The organism is Arthrobacter sp. SPT-J7, from assembly GCF_059089965.1.
Map to the genome: position 1 here is coordinate 1 of NZ_JBNHFF010000026.1, position 25485 is coordinate 25485.

General features: G+C 64.8%; 29 protein-coding genes. 10 read left to right on the forward strand and 19 right to left on the reverse strand.

Annotated features, from left to right (window positions below; all coding sequences use genetic code 11):
- Nucleotides 1–219: 219 nt before the first annotated feature.
- Nucleotides 220–789: a GlcG/HbpS family heme-binding protein gene (locus tag AC5RWX_RS19390; RefSeq protein ID WP_494097954.1), complete on the reverse strand. Its 570-nt coding sequence runs from the start codon at nt 787–789 to the stop codon at nt 220–222.
- 207 nt (nt 790–996) lie between these two features.
- Between AC5RWX_RS19390 and AC5RWX_RS19395 the strand changes: the two genes are divergently transcribed.
- From AC5RWX_RS19395 to AC5RWX_RS19415, 5 genes are all read left to right on the forward strand, one after another.
- Nucleotides 997–2262: a sensor histidine kinase gene (locus AC5RWX_RS19395; RefSeq protein ID WP_494097955.1), complete on the forward strand. Its 1266-nt coding sequence runs from the start codon at nt 997–999 to the stop codon at nt 2260–2262.
- On the forward strand, nt 2259–2885 hold the full coding sequence (locus AC5RWX_RS19400; protein ID WP_494097956.1) for a response regulator: 627 nt from the start codon (nt 2259–2261) through the stop codon (nt 2883–2885). Before AC5RWX_RS19395 ends, AC5RWX_RS19400 begins: the two co-directional genes overlap by 4 nt.
- A gap of 132 nt (nt 2886–3017) precedes the next feature.
- On the forward strand, nt 3018–3221 hold the full coding sequence (locus AC5RWX_RS19405) for a cold-shock protein (protein ID WP_013599688.1): 204 nt from the start codon (nt 3018–3020) through the stop codon (nt 3219–3221).
- A gap of 225 nt (nt 3222–3446) precedes the next feature.
- Complete coding sequence (locus AC5RWX_RS19410; protein ID WP_494097957.1) at nt 3447–3818, forward strand: hypothetical protein; 372 nt, start codon at nt 3447–3449, stop codon at nt 3816–3818.
- A 45-nt stretch (nt 3819–3863) separates the two neighbouring features.
- Nucleotides 3864–4649 (forward strand): MerR family transcriptional regulator, encoded by a 786-nt coding sequence (locus AC5RWX_RS19415; protein WP_494097958.1) that lies wholly within the window; start codon nt 3864–3866, stop codon nt 4647–4649.
- Between the two features lie 60 nt (nt 4650–4709).
- Here the strand turns inward: AC5RWX_RS19415 and AC5RWX_RS19420 are convergent, their stop codons facing one another.
- Together AC5RWX_RS19420 and AC5RWX_RS19425 are read right to left on the reverse strand one after the other, a co-directional pair.
- On the reverse strand, nt 4710–5687 hold the full coding sequence (locus AC5RWX_RS19420; protein WP_494097959.1) for an SDR family oxidoreductase: 978 nt from the start codon (nt 5685–5687) through the stop codon (nt 4710–4712).
- Between the two features lie 120 nt (nt 5688–5807).
- Nucleotides 5808–6995 carry an acyl-CoA dehydrogenase family protein gene (locus AC5RWX_RS19425; protein ID WP_494097960.1) on the reverse strand — a complete coding sequence of 396 codons (1188 nt, stop codon included), beginning with the start codon at nt 6993–6995 and terminating at the stop codon, nt 5808–5810.
- A 106-nt stretch (nt 6996–7101) separates the two neighbouring features.
- Between AC5RWX_RS19425 and AC5RWX_RS19430 the strand changes: the two genes are divergently transcribed.
- Complete coding sequence (locus tag AC5RWX_RS19430; RefSeq protein WP_494097961.1) at nt 7102–7611, forward strand: MarR family winged helix-turn-helix transcriptional regulator; 510 nt, start codon at nt 7102–7104, stop codon at nt 7609–7611.
- 41 nt (nt 7612–7652) lie between these two features.
- Here the strand turns inward: AC5RWX_RS19430 and AC5RWX_RS19435 are convergent, their stop codons facing one another.
- Together AC5RWX_RS19435 and AC5RWX_RS19440 are read right to left on the reverse strand one after the other, a co-directional pair.
- A complete protein-coding gene (locus AC5RWX_RS19435; RefSeq protein ID WP_494097962.1) occupies nt 7653–8306 on the reverse strand; it encodes a DedA family protein in 654 nt (217 codons plus the stop codon).
- 75 nt (nt 8307–8381) lie between these two features.
- Entirely contained in the window at nt 8382–8957 is a 576-nt protein-coding gene (locus AC5RWX_RS19440) for a helix-turn-helix domain-containing protein (RefSeq protein ID WP_494097963.1), read from the reverse strand.
- Nucleotides 8958–9024: 67 nt separating this feature from the next.
- Between AC5RWX_RS19440 and AC5RWX_RS19445 the strand changes: the two genes are divergently transcribed.
- A complete protein-coding gene (locus AC5RWX_RS19445) occupies nt 9025–10002 on the forward strand; it encodes an NAD(P)/FAD-dependent oxidoreductase (RefSeq protein ID WP_494097964.1) in 978 nt (325 codons plus the stop codon).
- Here the strand turns inward: AC5RWX_RS19445 and AC5RWX_RS19450 are convergent.
- Genes AC5RWX_RS19450 through AC5RWX_RS19465 form a run of 4 tightly spaced genes read right to left on the reverse strand, consistent with a single transcriptional unit; the run spans nt 9989 to nt 14388 of the window.
- Nucleotides 9989–10765 carry an enoyl-CoA hydratase gene (locus tag AC5RWX_RS19450; protein ID WP_494097965.1) on the reverse strand — a complete coding sequence of 259 codons (777 nt, stop codon included), beginning with the start codon at nt 10763–10765 and terminating at the stop codon, nt 9989–9991. The two genes, AC5RWX_RS19445 and AC5RWX_RS19450, sit on opposite strands and share 14 nt — an antisense overlap.
- Nucleotides 10762–11805 (reverse strand): 3-hydroxyisobutyrate dehydrogenase, encoded by a 1044-nt coding sequence (mmsB, locus tag AC5RWX_RS19455; protein WP_494097966.1) that lies wholly within the window; start codon nt 11803–11805, stop codon nt 10762–10764. Before mmsB ends, AC5RWX_RS19450 begins: the two co-directional genes overlap by 4 nt.
- On the reverse strand, nt 11798–12889 hold the full coding sequence (locus AC5RWX_RS19460) for an enoyl-CoA hydratase/isomerase family protein (protein WP_494097967.1): 1092 nt from the start codon (nt 12887–12889) through the stop codon (nt 11798–11800). The genes mmsB and AC5RWX_RS19460 overlap by 8 nt, the downstream gene beginning before the upstream one ends.
- The gene (locus AC5RWX_RS19465; protein ID WP_494097968.1) at nt 12889–14388 is read right to left on the reverse strand and encodes a CoA-acylating methylmalonate-semialdehyde dehydrogenase; all 1500 of its coding nucleotides are present in this window, start codon (nt 14386–14388) and stop codon (nt 12889–12891) included. The genes AC5RWX_RS19460 and AC5RWX_RS19465 overlap by 1 nt, the downstream gene beginning before the upstream one ends.
- A 171-nt stretch (nt 14389–14559) precedes the next feature.
- Here AC5RWX_RS19465 and AC5RWX_RS19470 point away from each other — a divergent pair, with 171 nt between their 5' ends.
- Both AC5RWX_RS19470 and AC5RWX_RS19475 read left to right on the forward strand, forming a co-directional pair.
- Entirely contained in the window at nt 14560–15366 is an 807-nt protein-coding gene (locus tag AC5RWX_RS19470) for an exodeoxyribonuclease III (RefSeq protein ID WP_494097969.1), read from the forward strand.
- Between the two features lie 34 nt (nt 15367–15400).
- Nucleotides 15401–16285, forward strand: coding sequence for a DUF8083 family protein (locus AC5RWX_RS19475; RefSeq protein WP_494097970.1), 885 nt, complete (start codon nt 15401–15403; stop codon nt 16283–16285).
- A gap of 9 nt (nt 16286–16294) precedes the next feature.
- On the opposite strand, the gene AC5RWX_RS19480 is transcribed toward AC5RWX_RS19475, so the two are convergent.
- The 5 genes from AC5RWX_RS19480 to AC5RWX_RS19500 form a co-directional block, all read right to left on the reverse strand.
- On the reverse strand, nt 16295–17374 hold the full coding sequence (locus AC5RWX_RS19480) for a LacI family DNA-binding transcriptional regulator (RefSeq protein WP_494097971.1): 1080 nt from the start codon (nt 17372–17374) through the stop codon (nt 16295–16297).
- Nucleotides 17375–17514: 140 nt separating this feature from the next.
- A complete protein-coding gene (locus AC5RWX_RS19485) occupies nt 17515–17763 on the reverse strand; it encodes a hypothetical protein (protein ID WP_494097972.1) in 249 nt (82 codons plus the stop codon).
- On the reverse strand, nt 17760–18656 hold the full coding sequence (locus AC5RWX_RS19490; RefSeq protein WP_494097973.1) for a carbohydrate ABC transporter permease: 897 nt from the start codon (nt 18654–18656) through the stop codon (nt 17760–17762). The genes AC5RWX_RS19485 and AC5RWX_RS19490 overlap by 4 nt, the downstream gene beginning before the upstream one ends.
- Nucleotides 18653–19690 (reverse strand): carbohydrate ABC transporter permease, encoded by a 1038-nt coding sequence (locus AC5RWX_RS19495; protein ID WP_494097974.1) that lies wholly within the window; start codon nt 19688–19690, stop codon nt 18653–18655. The genes AC5RWX_RS19490 and AC5RWX_RS19495 overlap by 4 nt, the downstream gene beginning before the upstream one ends.
- A gap of 7 nt (nt 19691–19697) precedes the next feature.
- Nucleotides 19698–20984 (reverse strand): ABC transporter substrate-binding protein, encoded by a 1287-nt coding sequence (locus tag AC5RWX_RS19500; RefSeq protein WP_494097975.1) that lies wholly within the window; start codon nt 20982–20984, stop codon nt 19698–19700.
- Nucleotides 20985–21124: 140 nt separating this feature from the next.
- Here AC5RWX_RS19500 and AC5RWX_RS19505 point away from each other — a divergent pair, with 140 nt between their 5' ends.
- A complete protein-coding gene (locus AC5RWX_RS19505) occupies nt 21125–22933 on the forward strand; it encodes a glycoside hydrolase family 13 protein (protein ID WP_494097976.1) in 1809 nt (602 codons plus the stop codon).
- A gap of 8 nt (nt 22934–22941) precedes the next feature.
- Here the strand turns inward: AC5RWX_RS19505 and AC5RWX_RS19510 are convergent, their stop codons facing one another.
- From AC5RWX_RS19510 to AC5RWX_RS19530, 5 genes are read right to left on the reverse strand one after another with little or no spacing between them, the layout of a single operon-like run.
- On the reverse strand, nt 22942–23553 hold the full coding sequence (locus tag AC5RWX_RS19510) for a hypothetical protein (protein ID WP_494097977.1): 612 nt from the start codon (nt 23551–23553) through the stop codon (nt 22942–22944).
- Complete coding sequence (locus tag AC5RWX_RS19515; RefSeq protein ID WP_494097978.1) at nt 23550–24158, reverse strand: hypothetical protein; 609 nt, start codon at nt 24156–24158, stop codon at nt 23550–23552. Before AC5RWX_RS19515 ends, AC5RWX_RS19510 begins: the two co-directional genes overlap by 4 nt.
- Nucleotides 24155–24535 carry a hypothetical protein gene (locus tag AC5RWX_RS19520; protein ID WP_494097979.1) on the reverse strand — a complete coding sequence of 127 codons (381 nt, stop codon included), beginning with the start codon at nt 24533–24535 and terminating at the stop codon, nt 24155–24157. Before AC5RWX_RS19520 ends, AC5RWX_RS19515 begins: the two co-directional genes overlap by 4 nt.
- Nucleotides 24532–24723, reverse strand: a complete 192-nt coding sequence (locus AC5RWX_RS19525; RefSeq protein ID WP_494097980.1) for a hypothetical protein — start codon at nt 24721–24723, stop codon at nt 24532–24534. Before AC5RWX_RS19525 ends, AC5RWX_RS19520 begins: the two co-directional genes overlap by 4 nt.
- On the reverse strand, nt 24720–25175 hold the full coding sequence (locus AC5RWX_RS19530; protein WP_494097981.1) for an Asp23/Gls24 family envelope stress response protein: 456 nt from the start codon (nt 25173–25175) through the stop codon (nt 24720–24722). The genes AC5RWX_RS19525 and AC5RWX_RS19530 overlap by 4 nt, the downstream gene beginning before the upstream one ends.
- Between the last annotated feature and the right edge of the window lie 310 nt (nt 25176–25485).

Sequence of the window (25485 nt, forward strand, 5' to 3'; positions counted from 1 at the left end):
CTGCGCTTCAGCGGAAAGCGCAGGCGGCGTGGTTGCCGGTACAGGCGGCGCGGGGGACGCCGGGGATGATACCGGTCCCCCCGCGGGCAGTTGGGCCCCCGGCGTGGCCAGGACCGACGGCGACGGAGACGCCGGCTGCTGCGGCTCCTGCGTCCCCGCCTGGCACGCGGTCAGGATAAGCACCACAAGCACGGCCCCGAACCACCTCATGCGTTTTGCCTACTTAACGGCACCGGCGGCCGCGATGGCATCCGCGCCGGCTGCAGCACAGGCCTCGTCCAGCGCGCCATCGGGAGCGCCGCCGACGCCGATGCCTGCCACCGAAACCCCGTTCACCTTCAGCGGGACGCCGCCGCCCAGGAAGAGCGTGCCGGGGAGGTCGTCGATGCTGGGGCCGGTTCCGTTGATCCGCTTGGCCAGCTCACTGGTGGGGGTTCCAAAGGCGGCGGCCGTGTAAGCCTTCTGCTGTGCGGCTTCAATGGTGTGCTCAGCCGCGTTGTCGCCCCGAAGCAGTGCCTGGACAGTCCCGAAGCGGTCCACCAATGCCACCGTGACGAAGGGAAGCCTGTCAGCCTGGCATTTGGCCAGCGCCGATTCCACCGCCTTGGCCGAGGCGCCGACCGAGATCCGGTTCTGCTGCACCACGTTCTCCGGCACGGGCTGGATGTCGGCAGCGGGGACAGCAGTTGGAGCGGAACCGGCGCCGGCATTCGCGGCAACCGTTACCCCGGCGGTGAGGGCAAGCGCGCTTGCGGCTGCGACGGTAAGAACTTTTGTGGACTTCTTCATGCTGTTTCCTTTGCTCGGAGCCCCACATTCGGAGCGGGGTTCGTTTCATCCCCAATCCTTCCGGGGCTCCCGCTGCGTGCCATCGGGCCTTTGGCTGTACAACCCTGCTCCAATGGGCCAGCTGTATCAGCCAAAAGGCTGAGAGACGGTGCAGGGGCGGGGGCAATAGCATGGTGGGTAGCATTCCCCACCGGAACCGGAACTCCCATGCCTACCCAAGCCAGCCCCGCCCCGGCCGCCTCCGTCCTCGACTCAGCCGTTGGCGGCCGGACTGGCCCGCCGGCGACCAGCGCTTCCACCAGCAACGCAGCCCGCTTCCGCAGCATTGACGCCGCCGTTCATCTTGGCTTCGCCGTCCTGCTGGTGGCGTCCCTGGTCCGGTACATGATGCGGCACAGCCCCGCCGACAACGTCCTGGTCCTGGGACTGGCTGCGGCTGCCTGCCTGTTGTACTTCGCCGTCGCCGTCCTTGCATCGCGCGGGAAGCCTTGGGCGCCCTGGGTATTCACCCTCGTCGCAGTGTGGGCTGTCCTGGTGATCGCGGCGCCGAGCTTTGCCTGGTGCTCATTCGCGCTCTTCTTCCTGTGCCGCAGCGCACTGAGTGGCGCGGCTGCCTACGCAGCGGCAGGAGCCACGGCTGCTGCCACCGCGGCAGGGCTGTTCCGGCTGAGCAGCGGCACTGACCTTGCCATGCTCCTCGGCCCGCTCGCCGTGGGTGTGATGCTGACCTTGATTTACGACAGGATCCAGCACGACGCCGAGGAACAGCGCCGCCTGCACGCCGAAGTCTCCCTCGCCCAAGGGCAGTTGGCGGCCAGCGAGCGCCGGGCAGGAACCATCGCCGAACGGGAGCGTGTCTCCAGGGAAATCCACGACACAGTGACCCAGGGGCTGGCCAGCAGCCTGCTCCTGCTCGAGGCAGCCGGCAGGGCGTGGCCAAGTCCTTCAGCACGCGCCGACCTCGGCCAAGCCACCGCATTGCTCCGGGGCAACCTGTCCGAGACCCGCAGCCTGGTCCACGAGCTTGCTTCCCCCGGGCTGGACGCGTCGCCCTTGCCTGAGGCCCTGCTTTCCGCGGCGAGGCAGTACGTTCCGGACGCCAGGCTCCTGGTCACGGGTGAACCACGGCCGGTGCCGCCGGATGTCCGCCACGCCCTCCTCAGGGTGGTCCAAAGCGCAGCATCGAACATCAAGCTCCATGCGGGCGCCGCCACCGCCACGCTCACCCTCGGCTACCTTCCGGACGCTGTCACCCTGGACATCCACGACGACGGTGCCGGCTTCGATCCCGCGGCGGCAGCACCGCCGTCGGACACCGGAGGATACGGACTGCGGGCCATGCGGCAGCGTGTGGAGCAGCTGGGCGGCGTTTTCTCAGTGGAAAGCGAACCCGGCGAAGGGACCATCGTCGCCGCCCAGATCCCCGCGGCGGAGGAACCCAAGGGGCATGCGAGCCCGGAAGAGCCTGCATGAGCGCCATCACCGTGCTGCTGGTGGACGACCACCTGGTGGTGAGAAGCGGACTGCGGGCCCTGCTGGGCACCCAACCTGACATTGCCGTCGTCGCCGAGGCAGCCTCCGGAGAGGAAGCGCTCCAACGCCTCGAACAGGACGCCGTCGCGGTGGTTGTGATGGACCTGGCCATGGGCGCAGGCATGGACGGGATCGAGGCCATACGGCGGATCCGCGAGCGCAACAAAGGGCAGGCCATCCTGGTGTTCACCACCTACGACTCCGATGCAGACATCGTCCGGGCAGTGGACGCCGGCGCGATGGGATACCTGCTGAAGGACGCCGCGCCTGACGAGATCTTCGCGGCCATCCGCGGGGCAGTCCAGGGCAAGAGTGTCATGAGCGCCCCGGTGGCCTCCCGGCTTTTCCAGCAGCTGCGCAGCCCCGACGAAATCCTTACTCCGCGCGAGGCCGAACTGCTCAGCCTCCTCACGCAGGGCTTCAGCAACCGGGAACTCGGACAGCGCCTCTTCATCTCTGAGGCCACGGTCAAGACGCACCTCGCCCACATCTACGCCAAGCTTGGAGTGGAGACCAGGGCCGCTGCCATCGCCACTGCAATCCGCCGTGAGGGCATGCGCTGACAACACATTATCGCCGTTACCCTTGCAACGTTGGCCCCGGCCCCGTACGTTGGGGACTGCGGGGGACGTTCTCCGCGCACCTCGGGCCGGTGGCCCGGGGAGAGAATCAGAGTCACACGAAGGAATGCAGCCATGGCAACAGGCACAGTTAAATGGTTCAACGCCGAAAAGGGTTTTGGCTTCATTGCCCCCGATGACGGGTCCGCTGACGTTTTCGCCCACTACTCAGCAATCGCCAGCAGCGGATACCGCTCACTCGATGAGAACCAGAAGGTTGAATTCGATGTGACCCAGGGTCCGAAGGGCCCGCAGGCAGAGAACATCCGCCCGCTCTAAGGCTTCGGCTTGCCTCCCGCACCTGCAGGAGGAACCTTGCCACGGCAGCGGCCTCCCCAACATCAGTTGGAGGGGCCGCTGTTTTTGTGTCCCCTGTTTTTGTGTCCCCTGTGCTGCTCCCTGCGTGACATTGGTGAACGTCACGGACTTTCCTGACCGGCCGACGTTGCGTTTCTATCCCTATCCATATCCCTATCCCTGAGCGGGTGCTGGGATAATTGGACTATGACCGGACAGCACCCGGACCACGTTCCGGGCAACGACCCAGCGAAGGATCCGTGGGAAGAGTTCGACAGGCTTCCGCCTGCCGTGCCGGACCTGGTTCCCGGGCAGCCCGGCGGGGAGCCCCACGGTTTCGGTTTCCGGACCGGCGTCCGCAGCGCACGGGTTGCCGTGGGTTTTGCCGTCTACGCCCTGGTGCTCGGGACAGTGCTCGCGCTCGCAGGCTGCGTCGTTTTTGTTGCCGAAGAACAGTGGCTGCTTGTGGCGCTGATGATCCTCATCGAGGCAGTCTTTATCTTCGCTTTCACCCGCCTCGTTGCCCAGGCCCGCGTCCGCTCACCCCGGACCCGGCCATTGCGTAACCGTCGCCCCTGAACACCTGCTTGACCTTGACGCTGCGTCAACCCCTACGCTCGGAACATGGAAGCAACCGAAGCGGGGACCGGCGTGGACTGGTCCATCCAGGATGTCGCCAGGATGGCAGGCACAACAAGCCGGACACTCCGGCACTACGATGACATCGGGCTGCTGAAGCCCAGCCGCGTGGGGAGTAACGGTTACCGCTATTACAACGGGACAGCGCTCCTGCAGCTGCAGCGGGTCCTCCTGCTCCGGGGACTCGGGCTGGGGCTGCCGGCCATCGCCGAGGTCTTCCAGCACGAGACAGACACGGTTCAAGCGTTGAGCCGCCATCTGGACTGGCTCCGGCAGGAGCAGGAGCGGCTGGCCCGGCAGGTTCTTTCCGTACAGCAAACAATCGAAACAGTGAAAGGAGGAGGCGCACTCATGGCCGAGAACATGTTTGACGGCTTCGACCACACCCAGTACAAGGACGAGGTGGAGGAGCGCTGGGGCAAGGATGCTTACGCCAGCAGCGATGCCTGGTGGCGGGGCATGGGAACCGGGCAGAAAAAGGAGTGGAAGTCCCGCGCCGAAAAGCTCGGCAGCGACTGGATCGCGGCGTCCGGATCAGGTCTCGCCGCTGACAGCCCGGAAGCCCAGGACCTGGCACGGCGCCACGTTGAATGGCTGACGTCCATCCCCGGCACCCCCGCTATGGAAAGCGGCGGCGATGTTAAGGGGTATGTCGTGGGGCTTGCGGAGATGTACGTCGCCGACGCCCGGTTCGCGGCCAGCTACGGTGGCGAAGCGGGTGCCGGCTTCGTGCGGGACGCGCTGCGCGCCTACGCCGAAAGGAACCTCTAGGAAGTACCGCCGGCACGACGGCGTGGCGCGGCATGGGAAGGCTGGTACAGCTCAGGGCAGTCAGCCCAGCCGCTTCCGCATGGCGACCGCGGCGCCCGCCAGAGCTGCCGCGCCCGCTACCGTCCGCTGCGCCGTCCGCCGCCGGCCGTGCCATCCGCCCGTGGTGGAAACTTTTCCGATGGATTGCGACGCCTGACGAAGATTCCCTGTAGTCACAGGGGCTGACTGCCGCCGCGAGAGCTGGCGGTGGTCCACCTGGCGGGCAGCGGCCGCTTCCACCGCGCCTGGAGTGAACTTGTGCTGCAGGACCAGGAGCCGGCCTCCCAGTCCTCCCGCAACGGTTTCCCGGCGCGGGTGGGCTGCAAGCTTCACCACGGCTTTCGCCACCCGCTGCGGGGTGTAGACGGGAGGCATGGCCATCGGACGGCGGCCTGTGAAGTTGGCTGCGTTCTGGTAAAACGGCGTATCAATAGTGGCCGGGAGGACCGTGCACACCTTCACGCGGGTAACGCCTTCGCGGGCCAGTTCCGAGCGCAGGCTGATACTGAGCGCCCGTACCGCGGCCTTGGAAATGGAATACGCGGCGAAGTAGGGCAGCGGGGTTTCCGCCACGATGGACGCAACATTGATCAGGGTGCCCGAGCCCTGGGATGTGTGGCGGGTCAACGCAGCCCGGGCACCGTTGACGTAGCCGGTAATGTTCACATCCAGTACCCGTTGGAAGTCCTTTGGCGGAATTTCGGTCAGCAGGCCGAAGACGCCGACCGCTGCGTTGTTGACCCACACATCCAGCCGCCCGAACTCCTCAACGGCACGGGATGCAAGAGCCTCCACCTTGTCCGCGTCTGTTACGTCGGTGGGGACGGCGATGGCCTTCGCGCCACGTTTCCTGCACGCTGCAGCCACGGCTTCCAGGGATTCCGCTCCCCGGGCAGCCAGGACCAGCCTGGCCCCCTTGCTGGCGAAGCGCAGGGCAGTGGCCTTGCCGATCCCGCTGGACGCCCCGGTGATCACCACCACTGAATTCTTGACGCGCATTCCGCCTCCCCTTTCAAACGAGCACCCGGGATAAACACTAAGTAGGCTTAGTGTTCGATGCTACCCATGCCGGACCGGCGGGACAACGGCCCGGCATGGGCTGTGATGAAGAGGGGGAACTCAGGTGAAGGCTGATTTTCCAGTGACAGCCCTTCCCACGATGAGCGAGTTAATCTCGTAGGTGCCCTCGTAGGTGTAGAGGATTTCCGCGTCACCGAACAGCTTGCCCATTTCATAATCACTGCTGATGCCATTCCCGCCCAACAGTGAACGGCCCATGGCCACCGAGGCGCGTGCCATACGTGTGGTGGTGGCCTTGGCCATGGCCGCCTGCGCCATCTCCAGCTTCCCGTCCTCCTGGATGCGGGCCAACTGTGCCATCAGCGCCAACGAGGCCGTAGCGTTGCCCAGAATGTCCGCCAGTTGTTGCTGGACCAGCTGGAACCGGGCCAGCTCCTTGCCGAACTGCCACCTGTCCAATACGTAGGCGCGGGCGACGTCGAAGGCTGCGAACTGGATGCCGGCAGCTTGCCAGCCCACCCAGGCACGGGAGTCACGGAGCAGTTCGTTGACCCGCGGGAAGCTGGTGGCCCCCGGCAGAAGGTTGGCGGCAGGAATCCTCACGTCCTCCAGCACGATGTCCGCGTTCTGCATGATCCGCAGGCCGATCTTGTTCGAGATCCTGGTTGCTGAGTAGCCGGCACGGTCTGACTCCACAATGAAACCCTTGATTTCCCCGTCCGCCTGATCCCGTGCCCACACGAGAGCGAAATCGGCGATAGTCCCGGCCCCGATCCAGCGCTTGGCCCCGTTGAGGACCCAGGTACCGCCGTCGAGCCTGGCTGAAGTTTCCAGCCCGCCGGCGATGTCCGAGCCGTGCTCCGGCTCCGTCAACGCAAAGGCTCCGAGGTGACGGAAAGTTTTCAGGCCCGGCAGCCATCTGGCCTTCTGCTCCTCAGATCCCAGCTGGTTGATCATCCCGAGAATCAGCTCATTGTGGATCCCGGCCAGCGCCGACAGGGACACATCCGCCCGGGCAAGTTCTACGTACATAAGGCCCTTGAAGAGGGTGGAGCTGCCGTCCAGCTGGAGGGCGCCAAGGCCATGCTTTCCCATGTCCGCCAGCAGGCCAAAGGGGAACTCCTCGCGGTTCCAGTACCGGATGGAGGGCTGCCGGACGGAGGACTGCAGGAACCGGCGGATGTTTAAGTACCTGTCGCGCTCGGCGGGCGGCAGGAGGTCCACGATGTACATCAGGTCCGCGTCCGGAAAGGGTGGTGCACCCGCGCCACGCGCTGGGGGCTGCATCGGTCGTCGTCCCCCTTCCCAAACCGCTACGAATCCCTAGGATGTCCTAGTATATTGCACAGGTTCATCACAACAGTGAGGTACATCACCTGGCGAAAGGCTGGCTATGGGCGGTCCGTTGCCCCGAGACCCCATTGCAGAGGCCCGCCGCAATTGGGAGGAGCACGGCTGCGCGGACGTCGCCGCTCCGATGGCTGCCATCACCGCGATCATGCGCACGCAGCAGATCCTGCTGGCCAGGATCGAACTCACCCTCAAGCCATTCGGGCTGACGTTCGCCCGCTATGAGCTGCTCGCGCTGCTGAGCTTTGCCAGGAATGGGTCCCTTCCCATGAAGAAAGCGAGCAACCTGCTCCAGGTACACCCGACCTCCATCACCAATGCAGTGGACCGGCTCCAGGAAGCGGGGCTGGTGCGCCGCTCCCCGCACCCTACGGACGGCCGCACCACACTGGTTGAGCTCACCGCCGAGGGCCGCACCATGGCGAAGCGCTCGACGGCGGCCCTGAACATAGGAGTATTCAGCAAGCCCGGGTTCGGGCCAGAGGATGTGGACCAGCTGATCCGGATCCTGCAGGACTTCCGCAGGAACGCGGGCGACTTTATCGACTCCTGACCTGGCTCGTGCGTTCCGGGAAGGGCTTTCTCACTGCCGGTTCAGCGCGAGGTCTTCGTACGCTTGACGCGCCTGACCACGAGCAGCACTACAGTGACGCCCAACGCGGCATAGACGGCGTAGTTCAGGAACCGCGAGTATTCCTCGATGAGCCGGTACTGGGTGCCAAGCAGGTAGCCCAGGCCCAGGAGTGCTCCGTTCCACAGACCGCTGCCTGCCAAGGTGTAAAGGCTGAAAATCCCGAACGGCATGGCCGAAGCCCCGGCCGGAAGGGAGATCAGGCTCCGTACTCCCGGGAGCAGCCTGCCGAAGAAGATGGAGGACCTTCCGTGGCGGCGGAACCAGCCCGCTGCATGCTCGAAGTCTTCCCGGTCCACCAACGGCAGCCGGGACAGGCCGCGGATGGAACGCTCTAGCCCAAGCTTGCCGCCCAGCCAGTACAGGAACACCGCACCCAGGTAGGCTCCCAGCGTGCTGGTGACAAAAACGAGGACCAGGTTCAAGGTTCCCTGCCTTGCCAGGTAGCCGGCGAGCGGCAGAATCACTTCGCTGGGGATGGGCGGCACCACGGTTTCAGCAAGGGTAAAGAGCCCCACTCCCCATTCGCCCAACTGCTCGATGCCCCGGGCAGCTATGCCCACCAGCCCCGTAAGGTTATCGGCCGATCCGCCTGCATCCGCCGCCATTCCCCACATACAACTCCCCGTCCGCTTCCACGTTTGGTCTGCCCTGTCTACCTTACGCACCTGTGCAATGGCTGGGACCGGGGCTCAGGCCGGCTTGGCCCTTACGTGCATACGCTCCCCCTGCGTGCCGAAAAGGCTGAGGAATTCCACCGGTTTGCCGTCCGCGCGGCCGAACCAGTGGGGCACGCGGGTATCAAACTCCGCCGCTTCCCCCGGGCCGAGCACCAGGTCCTGGCTGCCGAGAACCATTCGAAGTTTTCCGTTGAGCACGTACAACCACTCGTAACCCTCATGCACCTTCGGGCTGGGCTCCTCGAGCGGCCCAGCGGGCAGGATGTGTTTATAGGCCTGGATGCCGCCCGGCTTCCTGGTCAGCGGAATGATTGTCATTCCCCTTGCCTTGATGGGACGCAGGTGAACGCGCGGATCCCCGGTGGCAGGAGCGCCCACCAGTTCATCGAGCGGGACATGGTGGGCCTTGGCCAACGGCAGGAGAAGCTCGAGGTTGGGCCGGCGCTGGCCGGACTCCAGCCGGGACAGGGTGCTGACCGAGATGCCAGTGGTCTCTGCCAGCGCTGACAAGGTGATGTCCCTGGCGAGGCGGAGCGCACGCAACCTCGGGCCCACAGCCGCCAGGACATCGTCCAATTGTTCATCCATGCCCCTATCTTGCCATTCCAGCAAAAGGCTTTGCCAGCGTCGAGCGCGTCACAAGATGATTGGGGTTATGAATACATCCAAGGAACCAATGTCCGATGTCCTGATTATCGGCGGCGGCGCTGCCGGTCTTAGCGCCGCTCAGATGCTGGGGCGCAGCCTCCGCTCCGTAGTGGTAGTGGACAGCGGTGAACCACGCAACGCCCCCGCCGAGGGAGTCCACGGTTTCCTGTCCCGCGACGGCATCAAGCCTGCCGAACTCCTGGCGATTGGCCGCGGCGAAGCAGAGCAGTACGGTACTGCCATAGTCCGAGGCGCGGTGCGTGCTGCCCGCGGGGACATGGATCAGGGCTTCGACGTAACGCTCACCGACGGCTCGCGGCTTCGCGGCCGCCGGCTCCTGATCACCACGGGCCTGGTGGACGAACTGCCGGGCATTCCCGGGCTCCGGGAGCGCTGGGGCAAGGACGTGCTGCACTGCCCGTTCTGCCACGGCTGGGAGGTGCGCGACCAGGCGATTGGGATCATTGGAAACGGACCGTGGTCCGTCCATCAGGCCCTGCTCTTCCGGCAGTGGAGCAGCAACATCACCCTGTTCCTCAACAACAAGGTTGTCCCGTCCCACGCCGAAGCGGAACAATTGGCTGCCCGCGGGATTAAGGTAGCTGCCGGCACGGTGGAATCGGTCCGCGTGGAGGATGACCGCGTGCGGGGTGTCGCCTTGGCCGGAGGCCCGGAAATCGCGGTGGAGGCACTGGTCGTGGGGCCGCGGGTCCAGGCCCGGCTGGAGGCTTTTGCCGGCCTCGGACTGGTTCCGTCGGAGCACCCGACAGGAATGGGAACCTACCTTGCGACCGATGCGGACGGTGCCACAAGCGTCCCGGGCGTCTGGGCCGCGGGGAACATAGCGGACCTGAAGGCGCAGGTGCTTGCCTCCGCTGCAGCTGCTGCCTGGACCGCCGTCGTCATCAATAACCACCTCATGGCTGAGGAAATGGCGGCGGAACTGGCCGCCTACCGGGAGTCGCTTTCGCTTACCGGTGCTTGAATTGGGGCTGGCGTTTTTCTGTGAACGCCGCCATGCCTTCCTTCTGGTCCTCGGTAGCGAACAGGGAGTGGAACAGCCTGCGCTCCAACAGGACACCCTGGGCCAGCCCGGTTTCAAAGGCGGCGTTCACGGCCTCTTTCGCCACCATGGCCACCGGCTTTGACTTGGAGGCGATTACCTCGGCGGCCTTCAGTGCCTCGTCCACAACATCCTCAGCGGGCACCACCCGGGATACCAGGCCGCAACGGTCAGCCTCCTCCGCCCCGATGAACCTGCCGGTGAGGATCAGGTCCATTGCTTTGGCCTTGCCCAAGGCGCGGGTCAGTCGCTGCGATCCGCCCATGCCCGGCAGCACGCCGAGGTTGATTTCCGGCTGGCCGAACTTCGCATTGTCCCCGGCGATGATGAGATCGCACATCATCGCCAGCTCGCAGCCGCCGCCCAGGGCGAATCCCGAGACCGCGGCAACCGTAGGTATGCGGAGCCGGGTGAAGTCCTCCCAACCGCGGAACCAGTCAGCGGCGTACATGTCCATGTAACCCTGGGCGGCCATTTCCTTGATGTCAGCCCCTGCGGCGAAGGCCTTACCCGAGCCGGTAATGACCACAGCTCCCACGCCGGGATCGGCATCCATGGCGCGGACGGCGGACACGAGCTCCTCCATGGTGGCCTTATTTAAGGCGTTCAACGCCTGCGGCCGGTTCAACGTCACCAGACCCACCCGGCCCCGCTGTTCCACGAGGATGTTCATGTATTCCGTCATTCGGGGCTCCCGTCGTCCTGCGCTGCCTGGTGTGATGCCGCCTGCGATGCCTGGGGTGGAACGCCGGCGCCCGGGTTTCCGGCAGCAGCCAGGTTTCCGGACGCGGCGACGTTCGCCGGATTGTCCTGGCTGTCCGACCTGCTCCGAATGTCCGTGATGATCGCGGAGAAATCCCGGCCTGCACCGCCTTCCGCGGCAAACGTATCGTAGATTTCCGCGGCCAGCGGTCCAACCCGGGCTGCCACTCCCGTGCTGCGCAGTGCGTTGACGGCAAGGTTGAGGTCCTTGGCCATCAGGGCTCCGGCGAAACCGGGCTGGTAATCCCGGTTTGCCGGGCTGGTGGGGACGGGACCAGGCACGGGGCAGTTCGTGGTGAGCGCCCAGCATTGCCCGGACGCAGCAGACGCCACATCGAACAGTGACTGGTGGCTCAGGCCCAGCTTCTCCCCCAGCACAAAAGCCTCGCTGACGGCAATCATGGAGGCTCCCAGGATCAGGTTGTTGCAGATTTTGGCAGCCTGTCCAGCACCATGGGCGCCGCAGTGGACCACGCGTTTGCCCATCACCTCCAGCAGCGGCAGCACTGCCTCGAAGTCGGCTTCATCGCCGCCAGCCATGAACGTGAGGGTCCCGGCTTCGGCGCCGACCACTCCGCCGGATACCGGTGCGTCCACCGAACGGTGACCGGCTTCAACGGCCAGCCGGGCTGCTTCCCTGGCTTCGTCGACATTGATCGTGGAACAGTCCAGGAACATCGTTCCGGGGGCAGCGACCACCAGCAGGCCTGGGCCGCCATCCGCGCCCATGTAGGCATCGAGCACATGCCGGCCACTCGGGAACATGGTGATGACCACCTCTGCACCGGATACTGCCTCATCAGCACTGGCTGCCACCGGAACACCGTGGGTGCGGGCTGTTTCAAGGGCTGCGGGCATTACGTCGAAGCCGGCTACCGCGTACCCCGCTTTGGCGAGGTTCAACGCCATGGGTCCCCCCATGTGGCCAAGGCCCAGGAACGCAACGGTGTACTTCTCAGGCATGGTCCGTCTCCTTCAGCTGCAGGTCAAGTTCCTTGCTGCCCAGGGGCTCAAAGAAGCATTCCACCTGCCGGGGCAGCACCTCCACCAGGGTGGGCGGCCGCCACCTGGGCCTGCGGTCCTTGTCCACCACCTGCGCCCTGATGCCCTCCTGGAAGTCCGGCGCTTCCAGGAACCGCAAACCTACCCTGTACTCCTGCGCCAGGGCTTCATCAAGGGTGAGTCCCTTCACCCGCCGCAGTGAGGCCAGCGTGACCTTCACCGACGTGGGCGACTTCGCTTCAATGGTGTCGGCGGCATTCCGGGCCGCGTCGCCGCTTTCACCATCAAAGCTCCGGAGGCGCCGGACAATCTCCTCTGCGTCATCGGAGGCGTAGCAGCTGTCAATCCAGTCACGCTGCTGCTCAAGGACAGAAAGCGGAGGCACCTCGCTGTAACGTACGACGGCGGCTTGCGCGGTTTCGCTTTCCAGCGCCACCAGCAGGTCCTCGAGCCTGTCCGACGGAACGTAGTGGTCGGCGAGTCCAAGGTGCAGGGCATCCGCCCCGCACAGGTGAGTGCCTGTCAGCGCCGCATGGGTTCCCGCCTCCCCCGGTGCCCGGGACAGCAGAAGGGTACCCCCGACGTCGGGCGCAAAACCAATGGTGGTCTCCGGCATGCCCATCCGGGTCCGCTCAGTCACCACCCGGACCGATCCGTGCGCGGAAATCCCCACGCCGCCGCCCAGCACCAGGCCATCCATCAAGGCCACATATGGCTTCGGGTAGCGGGCAATCAGGGAATTGAGCCGGTACTCTGCCTGCCAAAAGCCCGCCGTCAGCCCGCTGCCGGCCAGCATGTCCTCGTAGATGGCCACAATGTCGCCGCCGGCGCACAGCCCGCGGTCACCGGCGCCCCGCACCAGGACCGTGGCAACGCCACCGTCATCAGCCCAGGCAGTCAGCTGCCCCAAAAGAGCATTCACCATTCCCGCGGTCAACGCGTTCACGGCTTGGGGCCGGTTGAGGATAATGACCCCCAGGCGGCCGCGGCGCTCAAACAGCACCTCGGCCCGGTTGTCCGTAGCGGTCTTCAGGCTGTCCGTCATCAGCTTCCTTCCGGCATCACAAAGCTGGCCCCATGCCGTATTCCTGAGGGCCACCGCGTGGTGACCGTCTTGGTCTTGGTGTAGAAGCGGAAGGCGTCTGCGCCATGCTGGTTCAGGTCGCCGAATCCGGACGCCTTCCAGCCCCCGAACGTGTAATACGCGATCGGCACCGGGATGGGGACGTTGATACCCACCATGCCCACGTCCACCCGGGTGGCGAAATCTCGGGCTGCATCACCGTCACGGGTGAAGATGGCCACGCCGTTGCCGAACTCATTTTTACTGCACAGCTGAAGTGCCGCATCGTAGTCGGCCGCCCGCACCACGCAGAGGACCGGACCAAAGATCTCCTGCCGGTAAATCCCCATGTCCGGCGTCACGTGGTCAAAAAGCGTTGGCCCCACCCAAAAACCGTCCTCGTAGCCTTCCACTGTGACGCCCCGGCCATCCGCCAGGAGCGTGGCACCCTCGTCCAGTCCCGCCTGGATCAAGCCTTCGATCCGTTCCTTGGCGGAAGCGGCGACCACCGGACCGAAGTCCGATTCCTGGTCAAGGCTGTGGCCCACTTTCAGGCCCTTCACGCGGTCCTGGAGCTTGGCAACCAGCAGCTCAGCAGTTTCCTGCCCCACCGGGACGGCCACGGAAACCGCCATGCAGCGCTCCCCGGCCGAGCCGTACCCGGCGCCAATGAGCGCGTCGGCAGCCTGGTCCAGATCTGCGTCCGGCATAACCACCATGTGGTTCTTGGCGCCGCCGAAGCACTGCGCCCGCTTGCCGTGGGCGGCGGCTGTGGCGTAGATGTACTGCGCAATAGGGGTGGAGCCCACAAACCCGATGGCCTTGACCCGGGGATCCTCCAGGAGGGCGTCCACCGCTTCCTTGTCGCCGTTGACCACGTTGAACACACCGTCGGGTACGCCCGCTTCGGAATACAGCTCGGCCAGGCGGAGCGGTACGGACGGGTCGCGCTCGGAGGGCTTCAGAATGAACGCGTTGCCTGCCGCCAGGGCTGGGCCGGACTTCCAGAGCGGAATCATGGCGGGAAAGTTGAACGGCGTAATCCCTGCCACCACGCCCAGGGGCTGGCGAAGTGAATGGATGTCCATCCCCGGTCCGGCCTCGGTGGAGAACTCGCCCTTGAGCAGGTGCGGTGTGCCGGCGGCGAACTCCACCACTTCCAGGCCGCGCTGGATGTCGCCCCTGGCGTCGGCCAGGGTTTTTCCGTGTTCGGAGGACAGCAGCCGCGCCAGTGCGTCCATCTCCCGGTTGACCAGGTCCACGAACCGGAGCAGGATCCGGCCGCGGCGCTGGGCGTTCATGGCCGCCCATTCCTCCTGGGCTTTTGCGGCGACAGCAACAGCGTTGGCCACTTCGTCCCGGCCTGCCAGCGGTACACGGGCCTGAACAGTTCCTGCGCAGGGGTCAAAGACGTCGCCGAAGCGGCCTGAGCCGCCGGCTGCCTGCTGGCCGCCGACGTAGTGGGAAAGCACGCGCACCATGGCCGGAAGCTCCTTTGCATGTGACCCAGGTCATTTCTGGTTGCGAATATACTCGGACTTCCTACTAAACTCCACCGGGCCGGGACCATGCTGAGTGCGCCTGCTTAAGTTTGCCTGCTGCCCTGCCAGCGGCTTTACCTGCGGTGGGGCGGCCACGGTAAGTTAGGAACTGTGAAGATTGCTACCTGGAATGTGAATTCGCTCCGCGCCCGTGCCGACCGTGTGGAGGCCTGGCTGCAGCGCAGCGACTGTGACGTCCTGGCCATCCAGGAAACCAAGTGCAAGGACGAAAACTTCCCGTGGGAACTGTTTGAGCGGATGGGCTACGAAGTGGCCCACTTCGGCGTGAACCAGTGGAACGGCGTAGCCATCGCGTCCCGGGTGGGGCTCGAAGATGTTGAGCGGACGTTCCTTGACCAGCCCGCGTTCGGCAAGGCGGGTACGGAGCCCGTGCAGGAAGCCCGGGCGATGGCTGCAACCTGCGCCGGTGTCCGGATCTGGAGCCTTTACGTCCCCAACGGACGCTCGCTGGACGACGAACACATGCCCTACAAGCTCAAGTGGCTGGAGAGCCTCAAGACGCATGCGCAGGGACTTGTCACGCAGGACCCCCAGGCCCAGGTGGCGCTGATGGGAGACTGGAACATCGCACCGTTCGACGACGATGTGTGGGACATTGACCTGTTCGTCAACAACAGGTACACCCACGTCAGCCCGCCGGAGCGCCAGGCCTTCCATGCCTTCGAATCCGCCGGCTTCACCGACGTCGTCCGCCCCTACACGCCCGGCCCCGGCGTCTACACCTACTGGGACTACACCCAACTGCGCTTTCCCAAAAAGGAGGGCATGCGGATCGACTTCGTGCTGGCCTCCCCCGCGCTGGCTGCGCGCGTGACCGGCGCGTCGATCGACCGCGAGGAGCGCAAGGGCAAGGGCGCGTCGGACCATGCACCCGTGCTGGTGGAACTGGCAGACTGATGACATCATCCTGGACCCATTCAAGGAGGCCGTGATGACGGGAAACCTCTACCGGGGCCAGGCAGGCCTGCCATTCTCTTCAACGCTGCGCGTCTACGAACCCCTCGACGCCTTTCCCAAGGAGCAGCGGAAAGCAATTGCCGCCGCCGGCGCGCAGACTGCCTCGCGTGCCGCCGTCGAAAACGCCGAGCTGCTGGCCTCGCTGGGACGCATTACCCGTTCCGGCGGTGACCCGTTTCCCACCGGGCGGACCGACCTGGTTCGCGTTACCACCGCCCCGGCCCCCGAAGGCAGCACGTCCGACGACGGTGCTGACGCAGAGCCTGAGCTGCTGTACTGTCCCAGCCAGTTGGTACTGCGGGCCGGCCTGGCCGCGAACGCGCTGATGGAGGGAATTCACGGCCCGCTGGCTGAGTTGCTGATCCCTGAAGAGCAGCGGGACAAGCACCAGGAGCGGATCGACCAGGTGAAGGCGCGTGACGGGTCCATCCGCGTGCACACCCGGGCGTCCACCTGGGGAATCCCCTTCAGCTGGTTTTCCCTGTTCATGGATTCGGACCACAAAGACGTGGTGGAGGCAGCCGGCAAGATCGTTACCGTCCGGGTGTGGGCACCCATCACGGAAGCCCTGGAGCGTGCACGGTACGCCGTGGCCAACCTGGCACTGGCGGCGCCGGACCTGGACATGCTGGACGATCTTGCCCAGCTCACAGAGTGGCTGGAACTCTTCCATGTGAACTCAATGGTGGAGCTGGACTACGGGGCTGTTGCGGACAAGGTGTACCCGGACGATTCGCCCATGGACATCAGACTCGGCATCGAGTGCCTGGCCGAGGGGGACATGACGGGCGCCGCCGCGGCGTACCGCCGCCTGGCGTCCCGATGGATCCCCATCCGCCAGCTGGCCCGCGCCTCCTGAGCCTGTTCCTTAGGACTTGGGCCATGACCGGGGGCGCTGGGACTGTGGCGGCGCCGTCGTCCTTCTGACGATCAGTTCATGGGGCGCGACGGCCGACTGCACCGCTCCTGCCTCACCGTCCAATTCGTCGAGGAGCATCTTGGTGGCTTGCTCCGCCTGTTCGTCAGGCCGCTGCCCCACGGTGGTCAAGCCCACGGCCTCGGCGAAATCGTGGTTGTCGATGCCCACGACCGAAAGGTCCGCGGGCACCCGGACGCCCAGCCGGGAAGCTTCGAAAATGACGCCCATGGCCATCTCGTCCGAGGCACAGAAAATGGCTGTCGGCTTGGCGCCCGGTTTTGACCAGAGCCGGCGGAATGCCTCCTGCCCGCTGCGGACGGTGAAATCCCCCCATTCGTCCCATTCCGGCCGGGTGGGCAGGCCGGCCGCCGTCATCACGTCCTTGAAGGCGAGGATGCGGACGCGGGGGACATCAAAGTTCAGGTCTGTCTCGTCGTCACCGTGCACCAGGGCAATGTCCCGGTGGCCCTGGTCGATCAGGTGCCGGACGGCAGTGGATGCAGCGGCGTAATCGTCAATGCCGATGTAGGCACAGTCCTCTACATGGCCGCCCACCACCACGAGTGGAATGTCGATCTTCTGCAGGTGGTCCAGTTCTTCATGGGACAGTGCCATACACAGGACGAGGAGGGCGTCGATCTGCTTATAAACCATGGTTTTACTGAAGAGCCGCTCACGGTTGCTGCCATGGCCACCCAGGTTGAACAGCGAAAGGTTGTAGTTTCGGGCGTGCAGTTCCCGGTCTGCACCTTCGATGGCTTTGGAGAAGAACCACCTGCTCACGAAGGGCGCCAGCACGCCGATCGTTCTGGTGCGGCCGGTTGCCAGTCCCGAGGCAGAGCTGGAGGCGACGTAACCCAGGTGTTCGGCCACCTCGAGAATTTTTTGCCGCGTTGCGGGTGATACCCGGGGCAGTCCCCGGACGGCCCGCGAGACTGTGGCCGTTGATACTCCCGCCGCTGCCGCCACGTCCTCGATGCTGACACCGCTGTGGCCGCCTCGTTGTGACCTTTCACTTGTGCGTGCCACAGTGTCCCCTCATGTACTCCCTGCAGGCATCCGCCCTGCTTCGCGCGATACCCCCAGGCCATAGTATTTTCAGCGCTGGCCGGTATCGCAGTGTTACCTTCGCGCCGGGTGCCCGGCAATGGCGAAATCAACGGGGTGCGCTACCTCCGGTCCGGCAACCGCCGCCGGAGCCGCACCATTCCGTAGATTGCCAACAGCGTAGCCAGAAGGCCCAGCGCCCAGCCGAGTGCCGGCTGCGCCGTAACTTCCATCCAGACAGTGACGACGAGCAACACCAGCGCCCAGACTCCGAGGAACCCGATGATGATGTCAAAGTCCTCACCGGACCTCATCCGGCGGCGGTCGCCTCCCGCCCCCGTGGACCGGGGGCGGGAAAAACCGTTCGTCACTTGACCGCACCTGCCGTAAGGCCGGCAACGATCTTGCGCTGGAAGACCAGCACCAGGATCACCAGAGGAATAGTGACAATGGTGCCCGCAGCCATGATGGCCGTGTACGGGATCTGATTCGGCTGCGCACCCGCAAAACTGGCAATGGCAACAGTGACCGGTTGCGTCGCATCGTTCGACAGCTGGCTGGCGATCAGGAACTCGTTCCAGGAGGAGATGAACGCCAGGATCGCCGTGGTGAAGATCGCCGGAGCCGCCAAAGGCATGATCACTTTCCGGAATGCCTGGCCCTGGGTGCAACCGTCAACGCGGGCTGATTCCTCCAACTCCCACGGCATCTCGCGGAAGAAGGACGTCAGCGTGTATACGGTAAGCGGCAGGACGAAGGAAATATTTGGAATGATCAGCGCCTGATAAGTGCCCATCCAGCCGATGTTGGTGAAGAGTTGGAACAGCGGCGTGATGAGTGCAACGCCGGGGAACATGGACGCACCCAAAATGAAGCCCAGCACCAAGTACTTGAACCGGAAGTTCAAGCGTGCGAGTGCATATGCCGCGAACACCCCGATCACCAATGAGATCACGGTGACAGTGACACCAATGAAGATACTGTTCAGCAGGGCTTGGCCAAACCTGTTGCCAAACGAGGTGTCGAAGGCGGTGGCGAAATTGTCCAGAGTTACGTGTGTGGGCAGGATGGAGGTGTCGTAGGTGAAGCCCACCTCGCGGAACGCCGTCACCACCATCCAATAAGCAGGTGCAAGGCACCAGATCAGGATGACGGCGGCGCTGACGTAAGTGCGCCCCTGGGCCCATTTTTCCCGGTTCTGGGCGGTTTTGCGTCCCTTGTCCTGCTGGGCCCGCAATGCCGTGGAGGCAGTCGAGGTTGTCATTTCTTCCCCTTACCCGTGGCTCCGCTTTGCTCCACGACGTTTGCACCAAGGAACCGGACGAAGATAAAGGCGACCAGGAAGATGATGAGGAACGTAATGGTGGACAAGGCGGCTGCGGAGTTGAACCCTTGTCTGATCTGATTGATCACCAGGATGGACAGCGTAGTGGTGTTGTTCGCGCCGCCGGTAAGGATGTACGGAAGATCGAACATCCTCAGGGCATCCAGGGTACGGAACAGGATGGCCACCATCAGTGCGGGCTTGACCAGTGGAAGGGTAATCATCCGGAACCGCTGCCATGCAGTGGCGCCGTCAACCTTTGCGGCCTCGTAAACCTCCGCCGGGATCATCTGCAGGCCGGCAAGGATGAGCAGCGCCATAAACGGCGTGGTCTTCCAGGTGTCCGCGATGATCACAGCCCATTTAGCCGGCCACTCACTGCCGGTCCACAGGATGGAGACGTTGAACAGTTTGTTGATAATGCCGTTGAAGTCGAACATAAAGAGCCACAGCTGGGCGGTAACGGCAGTGGGGATGGCCCACGGCACGAGAACCGCTGCCCGAACGAGGCCGCGGCCCTTGAACGAGCGCGCCATGATCATTGCCATCCAGAAGCCGAGCACGGTTTCAAAGGCGACAGTGATGACCGTGAACAGGAACGTCGTTCCGGTTGCGTCCCAGAACTGACCGCCTAACGTGCCTGGCGGGCAGGCGACCGTGCCGCCGCCGGGAGCAGCACACTGCTGCCCCAGCCAGTTCACATAGTTCTGGATGCCCGCGGGGCCGCCTGCAGTGAAGAGCCCGGTGGCCGGGTCCAGCCCGGCGTCCTTCTGAAAGGACATAACGATCGCGCTGATGATCGGGTAAACAATCACAATACCCAGAGCGATAATGGTCGGGGCAAGAAGCCACGACGCCCACTTGCCCTGGCTGAGGATCTTGTTGTCTTCCCCTACGCCCTTAGGTCCGTGATGGACCGGGGTCCCACCCGACGCCGGCCCTTTGACCGGCGTCGGGCCCAATTCGGTTGCCATGGTGAGACTACGATCCTGCGCCGGCGGACTCGATGGACTTCTGCATGTCGGCCAGCGCCTGTTCAGCAGACTTCTCGCCCTTCAGTGCCGCGTAGGAGTTCTCTTGGATGGCCTGGGTGACCGCCGGGTAGAAGGGGGTAACGGGACGCGGTACGGCGTTCTCGATGGAGGTCTTCAGTACGGGCAGGTACGGCAGCTTTGCAACGAGTTCCTGGTCCTCATAGAGGTTTCCAAGGACCGGAGCGAGTGAACCCTGGGTGGCGAAGAACTTCTGCTGCTCTTCTTCGATGAGGAACTTCACGAAATCCAGGGCCGTTGCCTTGTTCTTGGAGTAGACGCTGATGGCGGCATTGTGGCCGCCCAGGGAGGAGGCACCGGGGCCATCTTTGCCGGGAAGTGCAGCCATGCCCAGCACGTCCTTCACCTGGGAGGAGCCTTCAGTGGTGGCCAGGTTGTAGACGTACGGCCAATTGCGGAGGAACAGCAGCTTGCCCTCCTGGAACGCACGGCGGCTTTCCTCTTCCTGGTAGGTGATGGCTTCAGCCGGGATGTTGCCATTCTTGAAGGCTTCCACCAGGTTATTCAGGCCTTCCTCAGCCTCAGGGGTGGTCAGGCTCGGCTTGCCCTCGTCATTCAGCACGGAACCGCCAGCGGAGTTGATGGCCTCCGAAGCATTAACGGTGAGTCCTTCATACTGCTTGAACTGGCCGGCGTAGCAGCCGATGTTGTTGGCCTTGGCGATGGAGCACATCTCCATCATTTCGTCCCAGGTCTTGGGAGCCTCGGGAACCAGGTCCTTGCGGTAGTAGAGGATGCCACCGTCGGAGGAAACGGGGGCGGTGTAGAGCTTGTCCTGGTAGGAGCCGGCTTTGATAGTGGGCGCAAGCATGCCGTCAGTCGGGATTGCCATGTTGCCCTCAAGCGGCTGAAGCCAGCCTCGGGCAGCGAACTCGGCGGTCCACACGACATCAACACTGACGACGTCGTAATTTTCGTTCTTGGCCTGGAAGTTCTGGACGAGGTCGTCGTGCTGCTGGTCAGCCTGGTCCGTCTGCTCCTTGAAGGTGACCTGCTCGTCCGGGTGTGCCGCATTCCACTTTTCCAGGAGGGGACGGACGACATTGCTGTTGTCCTTGCCCTGGACGTAGGTGATGGGGCCGCGGCCCTCGAGGTTGGCTTCGGCGTCTCCGCCGCCGCCCGTGGTCCCTCCGCCCCCTCCGCCGCCGCAGGCGGACAGGGTCAGTGCCAGGATGCCGGCGGTCGCGGCCGGAAGTAGGAATCTAGGGGTTTTCATTAGCTTGAAGCTCCTCGCTGAGTGACAAGTAAGTCGACGGTGCGCTTGCTAGGTGAGGTTGATGTGGTGACGCTCACACTAGTAAGGTTGCTGTGGGTAATGCAAGCGTTTACATCAAAAAGTTATCTGAGAGGAACCAAATGTCCAACCCGGACGTTCCTGCTGATCGCCCAGCCGGCCTGCAATGGTGGGCGGACGCCGTCGTCTACCAGATCTATCCCCGCTCCTTCGCTGACGGCAACGGCGACGGCATGGGAGATCTTCGCGGCGTAACAAACCGTCTGCCCTACCTGCAGCAGCTGGGGGTGGACGCCATCTGGCTCTCCCCCTTCTATAAATCCCCCCAGGCGGACGCCGGATACGACGTTGCCGATTACCGCCAGGTGGACCCCCTCTTCGGATCACTCGGCGATTTCGACGCGATGTTGCGGGAAGCTCACCAGCGCGGCCTGAAGGTCATTGTTGACCTCGTCCCCAACCACACCTCCGACGAACATGCGTGGTTCCAGGCGGCGCTGGCTTCGCCACCCGGTTCGCCCGAACGCAACCGCTACATCTTCCGTCCGGGCAAGGACAAAGCTCCCGGTTCCGGTGATGGAAGCCGTGCCCCGAACAACTGGAAATCGATTTTCGGCGGGCCTGCCTGGAGCCGGATCACCGAGGCCGACGGTTCTCCCGGCGAGTGGTACCTGCACCTTTTTGATACCAAGCAGCCGGACCTCAACTGGGAAAACGTGGAGGTGCGCGAGGAAATGCGCTCGGTGCTCCGCTTCTGGCTGGACCGGGGCGCGGATGGTTTCCGCGTGGACGTTGCCCATGGCCTGGTCAAAGAACCTGGCCTGCCCGACTGGGAGGGGGCTGCCGCCATGGTCGAGGGCACAGCCGAGGTGACCAGGGAAGCAGGACACCGCCCCGGTGACGCGCCGGGCGCCCATACCAACGCCGAGGAGCCTCACCGCGCCGTATCCCCGGTGTACCCGCCTTCGCCGTTCTTTGACCAGGACGGCGTGCACGAGATCTACCGCGACTGGCACCGGGTTCTCGCTGAGTACGACGGCGACCGCATGATGGTGGCCGAGGCCTGGGTGGAGCCTGCAGAACGGTTGGCACGCTATACCCGCCAGGACGAAATGCAGCAGGCCTTCAATTTCGATTTCCTGCTTGCCGGCTGGGACGCCGTGCGTATGGCGGAGTCCATTGAAGCTTCCCTGGCAGCCGCCGTCTCAGTAGGAGCACCCTGCACCTGGGTGCTGAGCAACCACGACACCGTCCGCCACACCACCCGGTTCGGCCTCAAGGACCCCACGATGTTCCCCAAGGGCCTCGCGGCGGACGACGAGCAGCCTGACGCAGCCCTGGGCCTGGCACGCGCCCGCGCCGCCACGTTGATCTCACTGGCCCTTCCCGGCTCCGCGTACCTCTACCAGGGAGAGGAGTTGGGGCTCCCCGAACACACCAGCCTTCCGGCCGAAGCGCGGCAGGACCCCACCTTCTTCCGGACCAAGGGCTCAGAGATTGGCCGTGACGGCTGCCGGGTCCCCTTGCCCTGGGCAGCGGACCTGCCCGGTTACGGCTTTGCGGCAGCCTTCGAGGGCGAAGCTTCGCAGCCCTGGCTCCCCCAGCCCGGAAGCTTCGGCCCGCTTGCGGCCGACCAGCAGGAAGGCGTGGAAGGCTCGACTCTGGAGCTTTACCGGGCCGCCCTGGCCTTCCGCACCGCCCGGCGCCTGGGTGCAGGCTCTATTACGTGGGCTAAAAGCCATGCTCCGGACAGCGGACTGTTGGCCTTCCACAACGGGGACGTCCTGGTGCTGGGCAACCTGGGGTTCGCCTCCGCCCCGGTTCCGGATGGGTATTCAGTGCGGCTCTCGAGTGGCCCCGAGCCCGCGGGGGAATGGGCGGACATGCGGGAAGTACCCGTGGATTGCACCGTCTACCTGGCCAAAGAGTAAAGCGGTTCCTAGCGGACGCGCTCCGCCCTGCTGAAGCGCGTCCGTGCGCCGGCTCCGATATGGATCAGCACGGGGATGTTCTTTCCCACCACCGTTTCCAGTGCCGACACCAGGCCGTAGACCTCGTCCGCCATCAGGTGCGGGGCCACGCCTTGGCGCGGCAGGAGGCGCACCTTCAAGGCGGGTGTGCCTTTGACGTCGTAGGTGGTTATGGTGGCCCCGGCCAAATCGGGGCGGTTGGCGAGGGCATGCTTGAGCGCCTGCTCAGCCACTCCTCCGCCGATCCTCACATCGCCCGGGACGTCACCGGGATCGTACTCCATGGCCAGGAGGTTGGCCCGGCCCTTACCCTGCTGGGCAACCCACGCCACCATGAGTCCGATCAGCACCACCAGGGCGAGCGCCACCAGGATCCACAACCAGCTCTCGGTGCGCCCGGGAAACCTGGTGGCGTTGAAGGCCTGGTTGATTCCGCTCCACACGCCGGCGGACCAGGAATGCCACCACGAGGCCACGGCCGGCACGGCGGCCAGCAACATCAGCAGGGTGCCCACTGCAAGCAGCATTGAACCCAGGACCGCGACGAGGATCCGGTTGAGGAGGGTGGGGGTGCTGTTCATGCGCCGATCACCCCCGACGGCGCTACGGTGACATGCACTTCAGGTGCAGGTTCCAGTGCCATGGCGTCGAGCTCGCTTTGGACCGCCGCGAGCACAGCGTCAGCGTCCACAGGGACACCGGAGGTGGGGCGTACATTCACCTCTGCCCGCCGTTGCGAGACGATCACCATGACCTGTTCCGGCGTGACGTTCGCGGCGAGCCGGGCGCGGCGGGCCAAAGAGGAAGCGATGACTTCATCGTCCACCACCACAGCAGGACCGGCGGCGTTCGGGTCCCCACCCAGGAGATGGCGGGCCCGGCGCCCGGGCAGGACCCCGTTGAGCAAAAATACCAGCCCGAACATTGCCAGCACCGCTCCGATGGCGCCCAGGAGCAGCGGCGGAATCCCTGCGGGCAGTGCCACGAGGCGTTCAGCTGCCACTTGCGGCTCGATCAGCCAGGCGGGCTGCCCGATGGCATGGACGGCTGCCTCCAGGAGCCCGTATGCAGCGAGCCCAATAACCAGGACCGCGGCCACTGTGGCCACCACTGCCCGTGAAGAATGCGTCTCGCGGTGCAGGATGCGGCCCATATCCGGGCCCTGTCCATCGATGTTCCGGCTCATTGCACGCGTCCCCCTTCGCTGATCTTTGCTCCGCTGATCCTGATGTCCACCCGGCTCAACCGTGCACCGCTAAGCTCCGTCACTGTTGCCAGGATGCGGGCCTTTGCTTTCACCGTGCGGTCCCAGATGGAACCCCCCGCGACCTCTATGCGGGAGGGATCCAAGACCACGGCGTTCAAAGGTGGGATGCTGATAGGCGTGACGAGGGACAGCGCCAGCATGCCGTCGTCGTCCGTCCAGTCGGCCCGGACATCCTCCGCCTCCACGCCCAGGTATTGGGCAGCTGCGGCTTTGGCGAGGCTTGTGAGGGCCTGCGTGCTGATGCGGTTATGGCCGCTCAGCTCCTGGCCCCGGACAGCCGGGGCTGTGGAGCTCATGAGGACGAGCGCCGGCCGATGATGGCGTCCAGGACGCCGCGAAGGTCAAGTTTCCCTTCCGCGGCCCGGCCCAGGAGTGCCCCAATGGCCATAAAAAGCAGGGAAATCAGGAAGCCCCATAGGCCGAACTGCAGGGACATAAAGGCCACGAACGCGCCCATCGCGGTGCCGGCTATGGTGAGGTTCACAGCAGCGCCTCCCTTTCAGTCGAGCCGGCTACGGTGGGCTTGACGGGAGGCGGCACGTAAACATCCGTGACTTCCACGTTGACCTCGATCACCTGTAGCCCGACGAGTTCCCCGACCGCACGGTAAACCGCGGCACGGACCTCATTGGCGAGCGAATGGAGCGGGGTCCCATAGCTCGCCACAAGGCTGATATCCACCGCAACCTGCGTTTCACCAACTTCCGCACGGACGCCGGCGGCATGGTCAGAGCTGCCGACGGCGTCGCGGATGGCGCCGAGCGCACGTGACGGTCCTGAGCCCAGGGAGTAGACCCCGGGGACGGAACGGGCAGCAATTCCCGCCACCTTGGCCACGGCTGTCTCGGAGATCACTGTCCGGCCAAGGCCGGACGCAGGAACCGGCGCGGCTCGGCTCTGGATGCCCTGGCCGGGTTGTGGGTTCTGGTATTCCATCAGGCACTCCCCTTCTATTGATCCCAACCCTATCCCCGCCTGCGGCTTAACGGCAGGAGGCAGGAGATGCAGGACACAGAGAAGGGAAGCACCTGCCACGAAGGACAGGCGCTTCCCTTCCGGGGACGACGAGGGTACGACGCTGCAGGCGCTATGGTGCCTGATGGCCCCGGGAGGTGTCGTCGGGCTTTGCCTCCGGGATGTCTCCGGCCGCCAACCGCTCGCTCAGTTGCGCTTCCACCGCCTCAGTCACCTGATCCTGGACCTGGTCCGCCACGTGTTCCTGGTAGTGCTCGTGGACGCTGTCGTG

Coding starts and splice junctions, on each gene's coding strand:
- AC5RWX_RS19390 (WP_494097954.1), bottom strand. CDS start 789: ATGAAGAAGTCCACAAAAGTTCTTACCGTCGCAGCCGCAAGCGCGCTT.
- AC5RWX_RS19395 (WP_494097955.1), top strand. CDS start 997: ATGCCTACCCAAGCCAGCCCCGCCCCGGCCGCCTCCGTCCTCGACTCA.
- AC5RWX_RS19400 (WP_494097956.1), top strand. CDS start 2,259: ATGAGCGCCATCACCGTGCTGCTGGTGGACGACCACCTGGTGGTGAGA.
- AC5RWX_RS19405 (WP_013599688.1), top strand. CDS start 3,018: ATGGCAACAGGCACAGTTAAATGGTTCAACGCCGAAAAGGGTTTTGGC.
- AC5RWX_RS19410 (WP_494097957.1), top strand. CDS start 3,447: ATGACCGGACAGCACCCGGACCACGTTCCGGGCAACGACCCAGCGAAG.
- AC5RWX_RS19415 (WP_494097958.1), top strand. CDS start 3,864: ATGGAAGCAACCGAAGCGGGGACCGGCGTGGACTGGTCCATCCAGGAT.
- AC5RWX_RS19420 (WP_494097959.1), bottom strand. CDS start 5,687: ATGCGCGTCAAGAATTCAGTGGTGGTGATCACCGGGGCGTCCAGCGGG.
- AC5RWX_RS19425 (WP_494097960.1), bottom strand. CDS start 6,995: ATGCAGCCCCCAGCGCGTGGCGCGGGTGCACCACCCTTTCCGGACGCG.
- AC5RWX_RS19430 (WP_494097961.1), top strand. CDS start 7,102: ATGGGCGGTCCGTTGCCCCGAGACCCCATTGCAGAGGCCCGCCGCAAT.
- AC5RWX_RS19435 (WP_494097962.1), bottom strand. CDS start 8,306: ATGTGGGGAATGGCGGCGGATGCAGGCGGATCGGCCGATAACCTTACG.
- AC5RWX_RS19440 (WP_494097963.1), bottom strand. CDS start 8,957: ATGGATGAACAATTGGACGATGTCCTGGCGGCTGTGGGCCCGAGGTTG.
- AC5RWX_RS19445 (WP_494097964.1), top strand. CDS start 9,025: ATGAATACATCCAAGGAACCAATGTCCGATGTCCTGATTATCGGCGGC.
- AC5RWX_RS19450 (WP_494097965.1), bottom strand. CDS start 10,765: ATGACGGAATACATGAACATCCTCGTGGAACAGCGGGGCCGGGTGGGT.
- mmsB (WP_494097966.1), bottom strand. CDS start 11,805: ATGCCTGAGAAGTACACCGTTGCGTTCCTGGGCCTTGGCCACATGGGG.
- AC5RWX_RS19460 (WP_494097967.1), bottom strand. CDS start 12,889: ATGACGGACAGCCTGAAGACCGCTACGGACAACCGGGCCGAGGTGCTG.
- AC5RWX_RS19465 (WP_494097968.1), bottom strand. CDS start 14,388: ATGGTGCGCGTGCTTTCCCACTACGTCGGCGGCCAGCAGGCAGCCGGC.
- AC5RWX_RS19475 (WP_494097970.1), top strand. CDS start 15,401: ATGACGGGAAACCTCTACCGGGGCCAGGCAGGCCTGCCATTCTCTTCA.
- AC5RWX_RS19490 (WP_494097973.1), bottom strand. CDS start 18,656: ATGACAACCTCGACTGCCTCCACGGCATTGCGGGCCCAGCAGGACAAG.
- AC5RWX_RS19495 (WP_494097974.1), bottom strand. CDS start 19,690: ATGGCAACCGAATTGGGCCCGACGCCGGTCAAAGGGCCGGCGTCGGGT.
- AC5RWX_RS19500 (WP_494097975.1), bottom strand. CDS start 20,984: ATGAAAACCCCTAGATTCCTACTTCCGGCCGCGACCGCCGGCATCCTG.
- AC5RWX_RS19505 (WP_494097976.1), top strand. CDS start 21,125: ATGTCCAACCCGGACGTTCCTGCTGATCGCCCAGCCGGCCTGCAATGG.
- AC5RWX_RS19510 (WP_494097977.1), bottom strand. CDS start 23,553: ATGAACAGCACCCCCACCCTCCTCAACCGGATCCTCGTCGCGGTCCTG.
- AC5RWX_RS19515 (WP_494097978.1), bottom strand. CDS start 24,158: ATGAGCCGGAACATCGATGGACAGGGCCCGGATATGGGCCGCATCCTG.
- AC5RWX_RS19520 (WP_494097979.1), bottom strand. CDS start 24,535: ATGAGCTCCACAGCCCCGGCTGTCCGGGGCCAGGAGCTGAGCGGCCAT.
- AC5RWX_RS19530 (WP_494097981.1), bottom strand. CDS start 25,175: ATGGAATACCAGAACCCACAACCCGGCCAGGGCATCCAGAGCCGAGCC.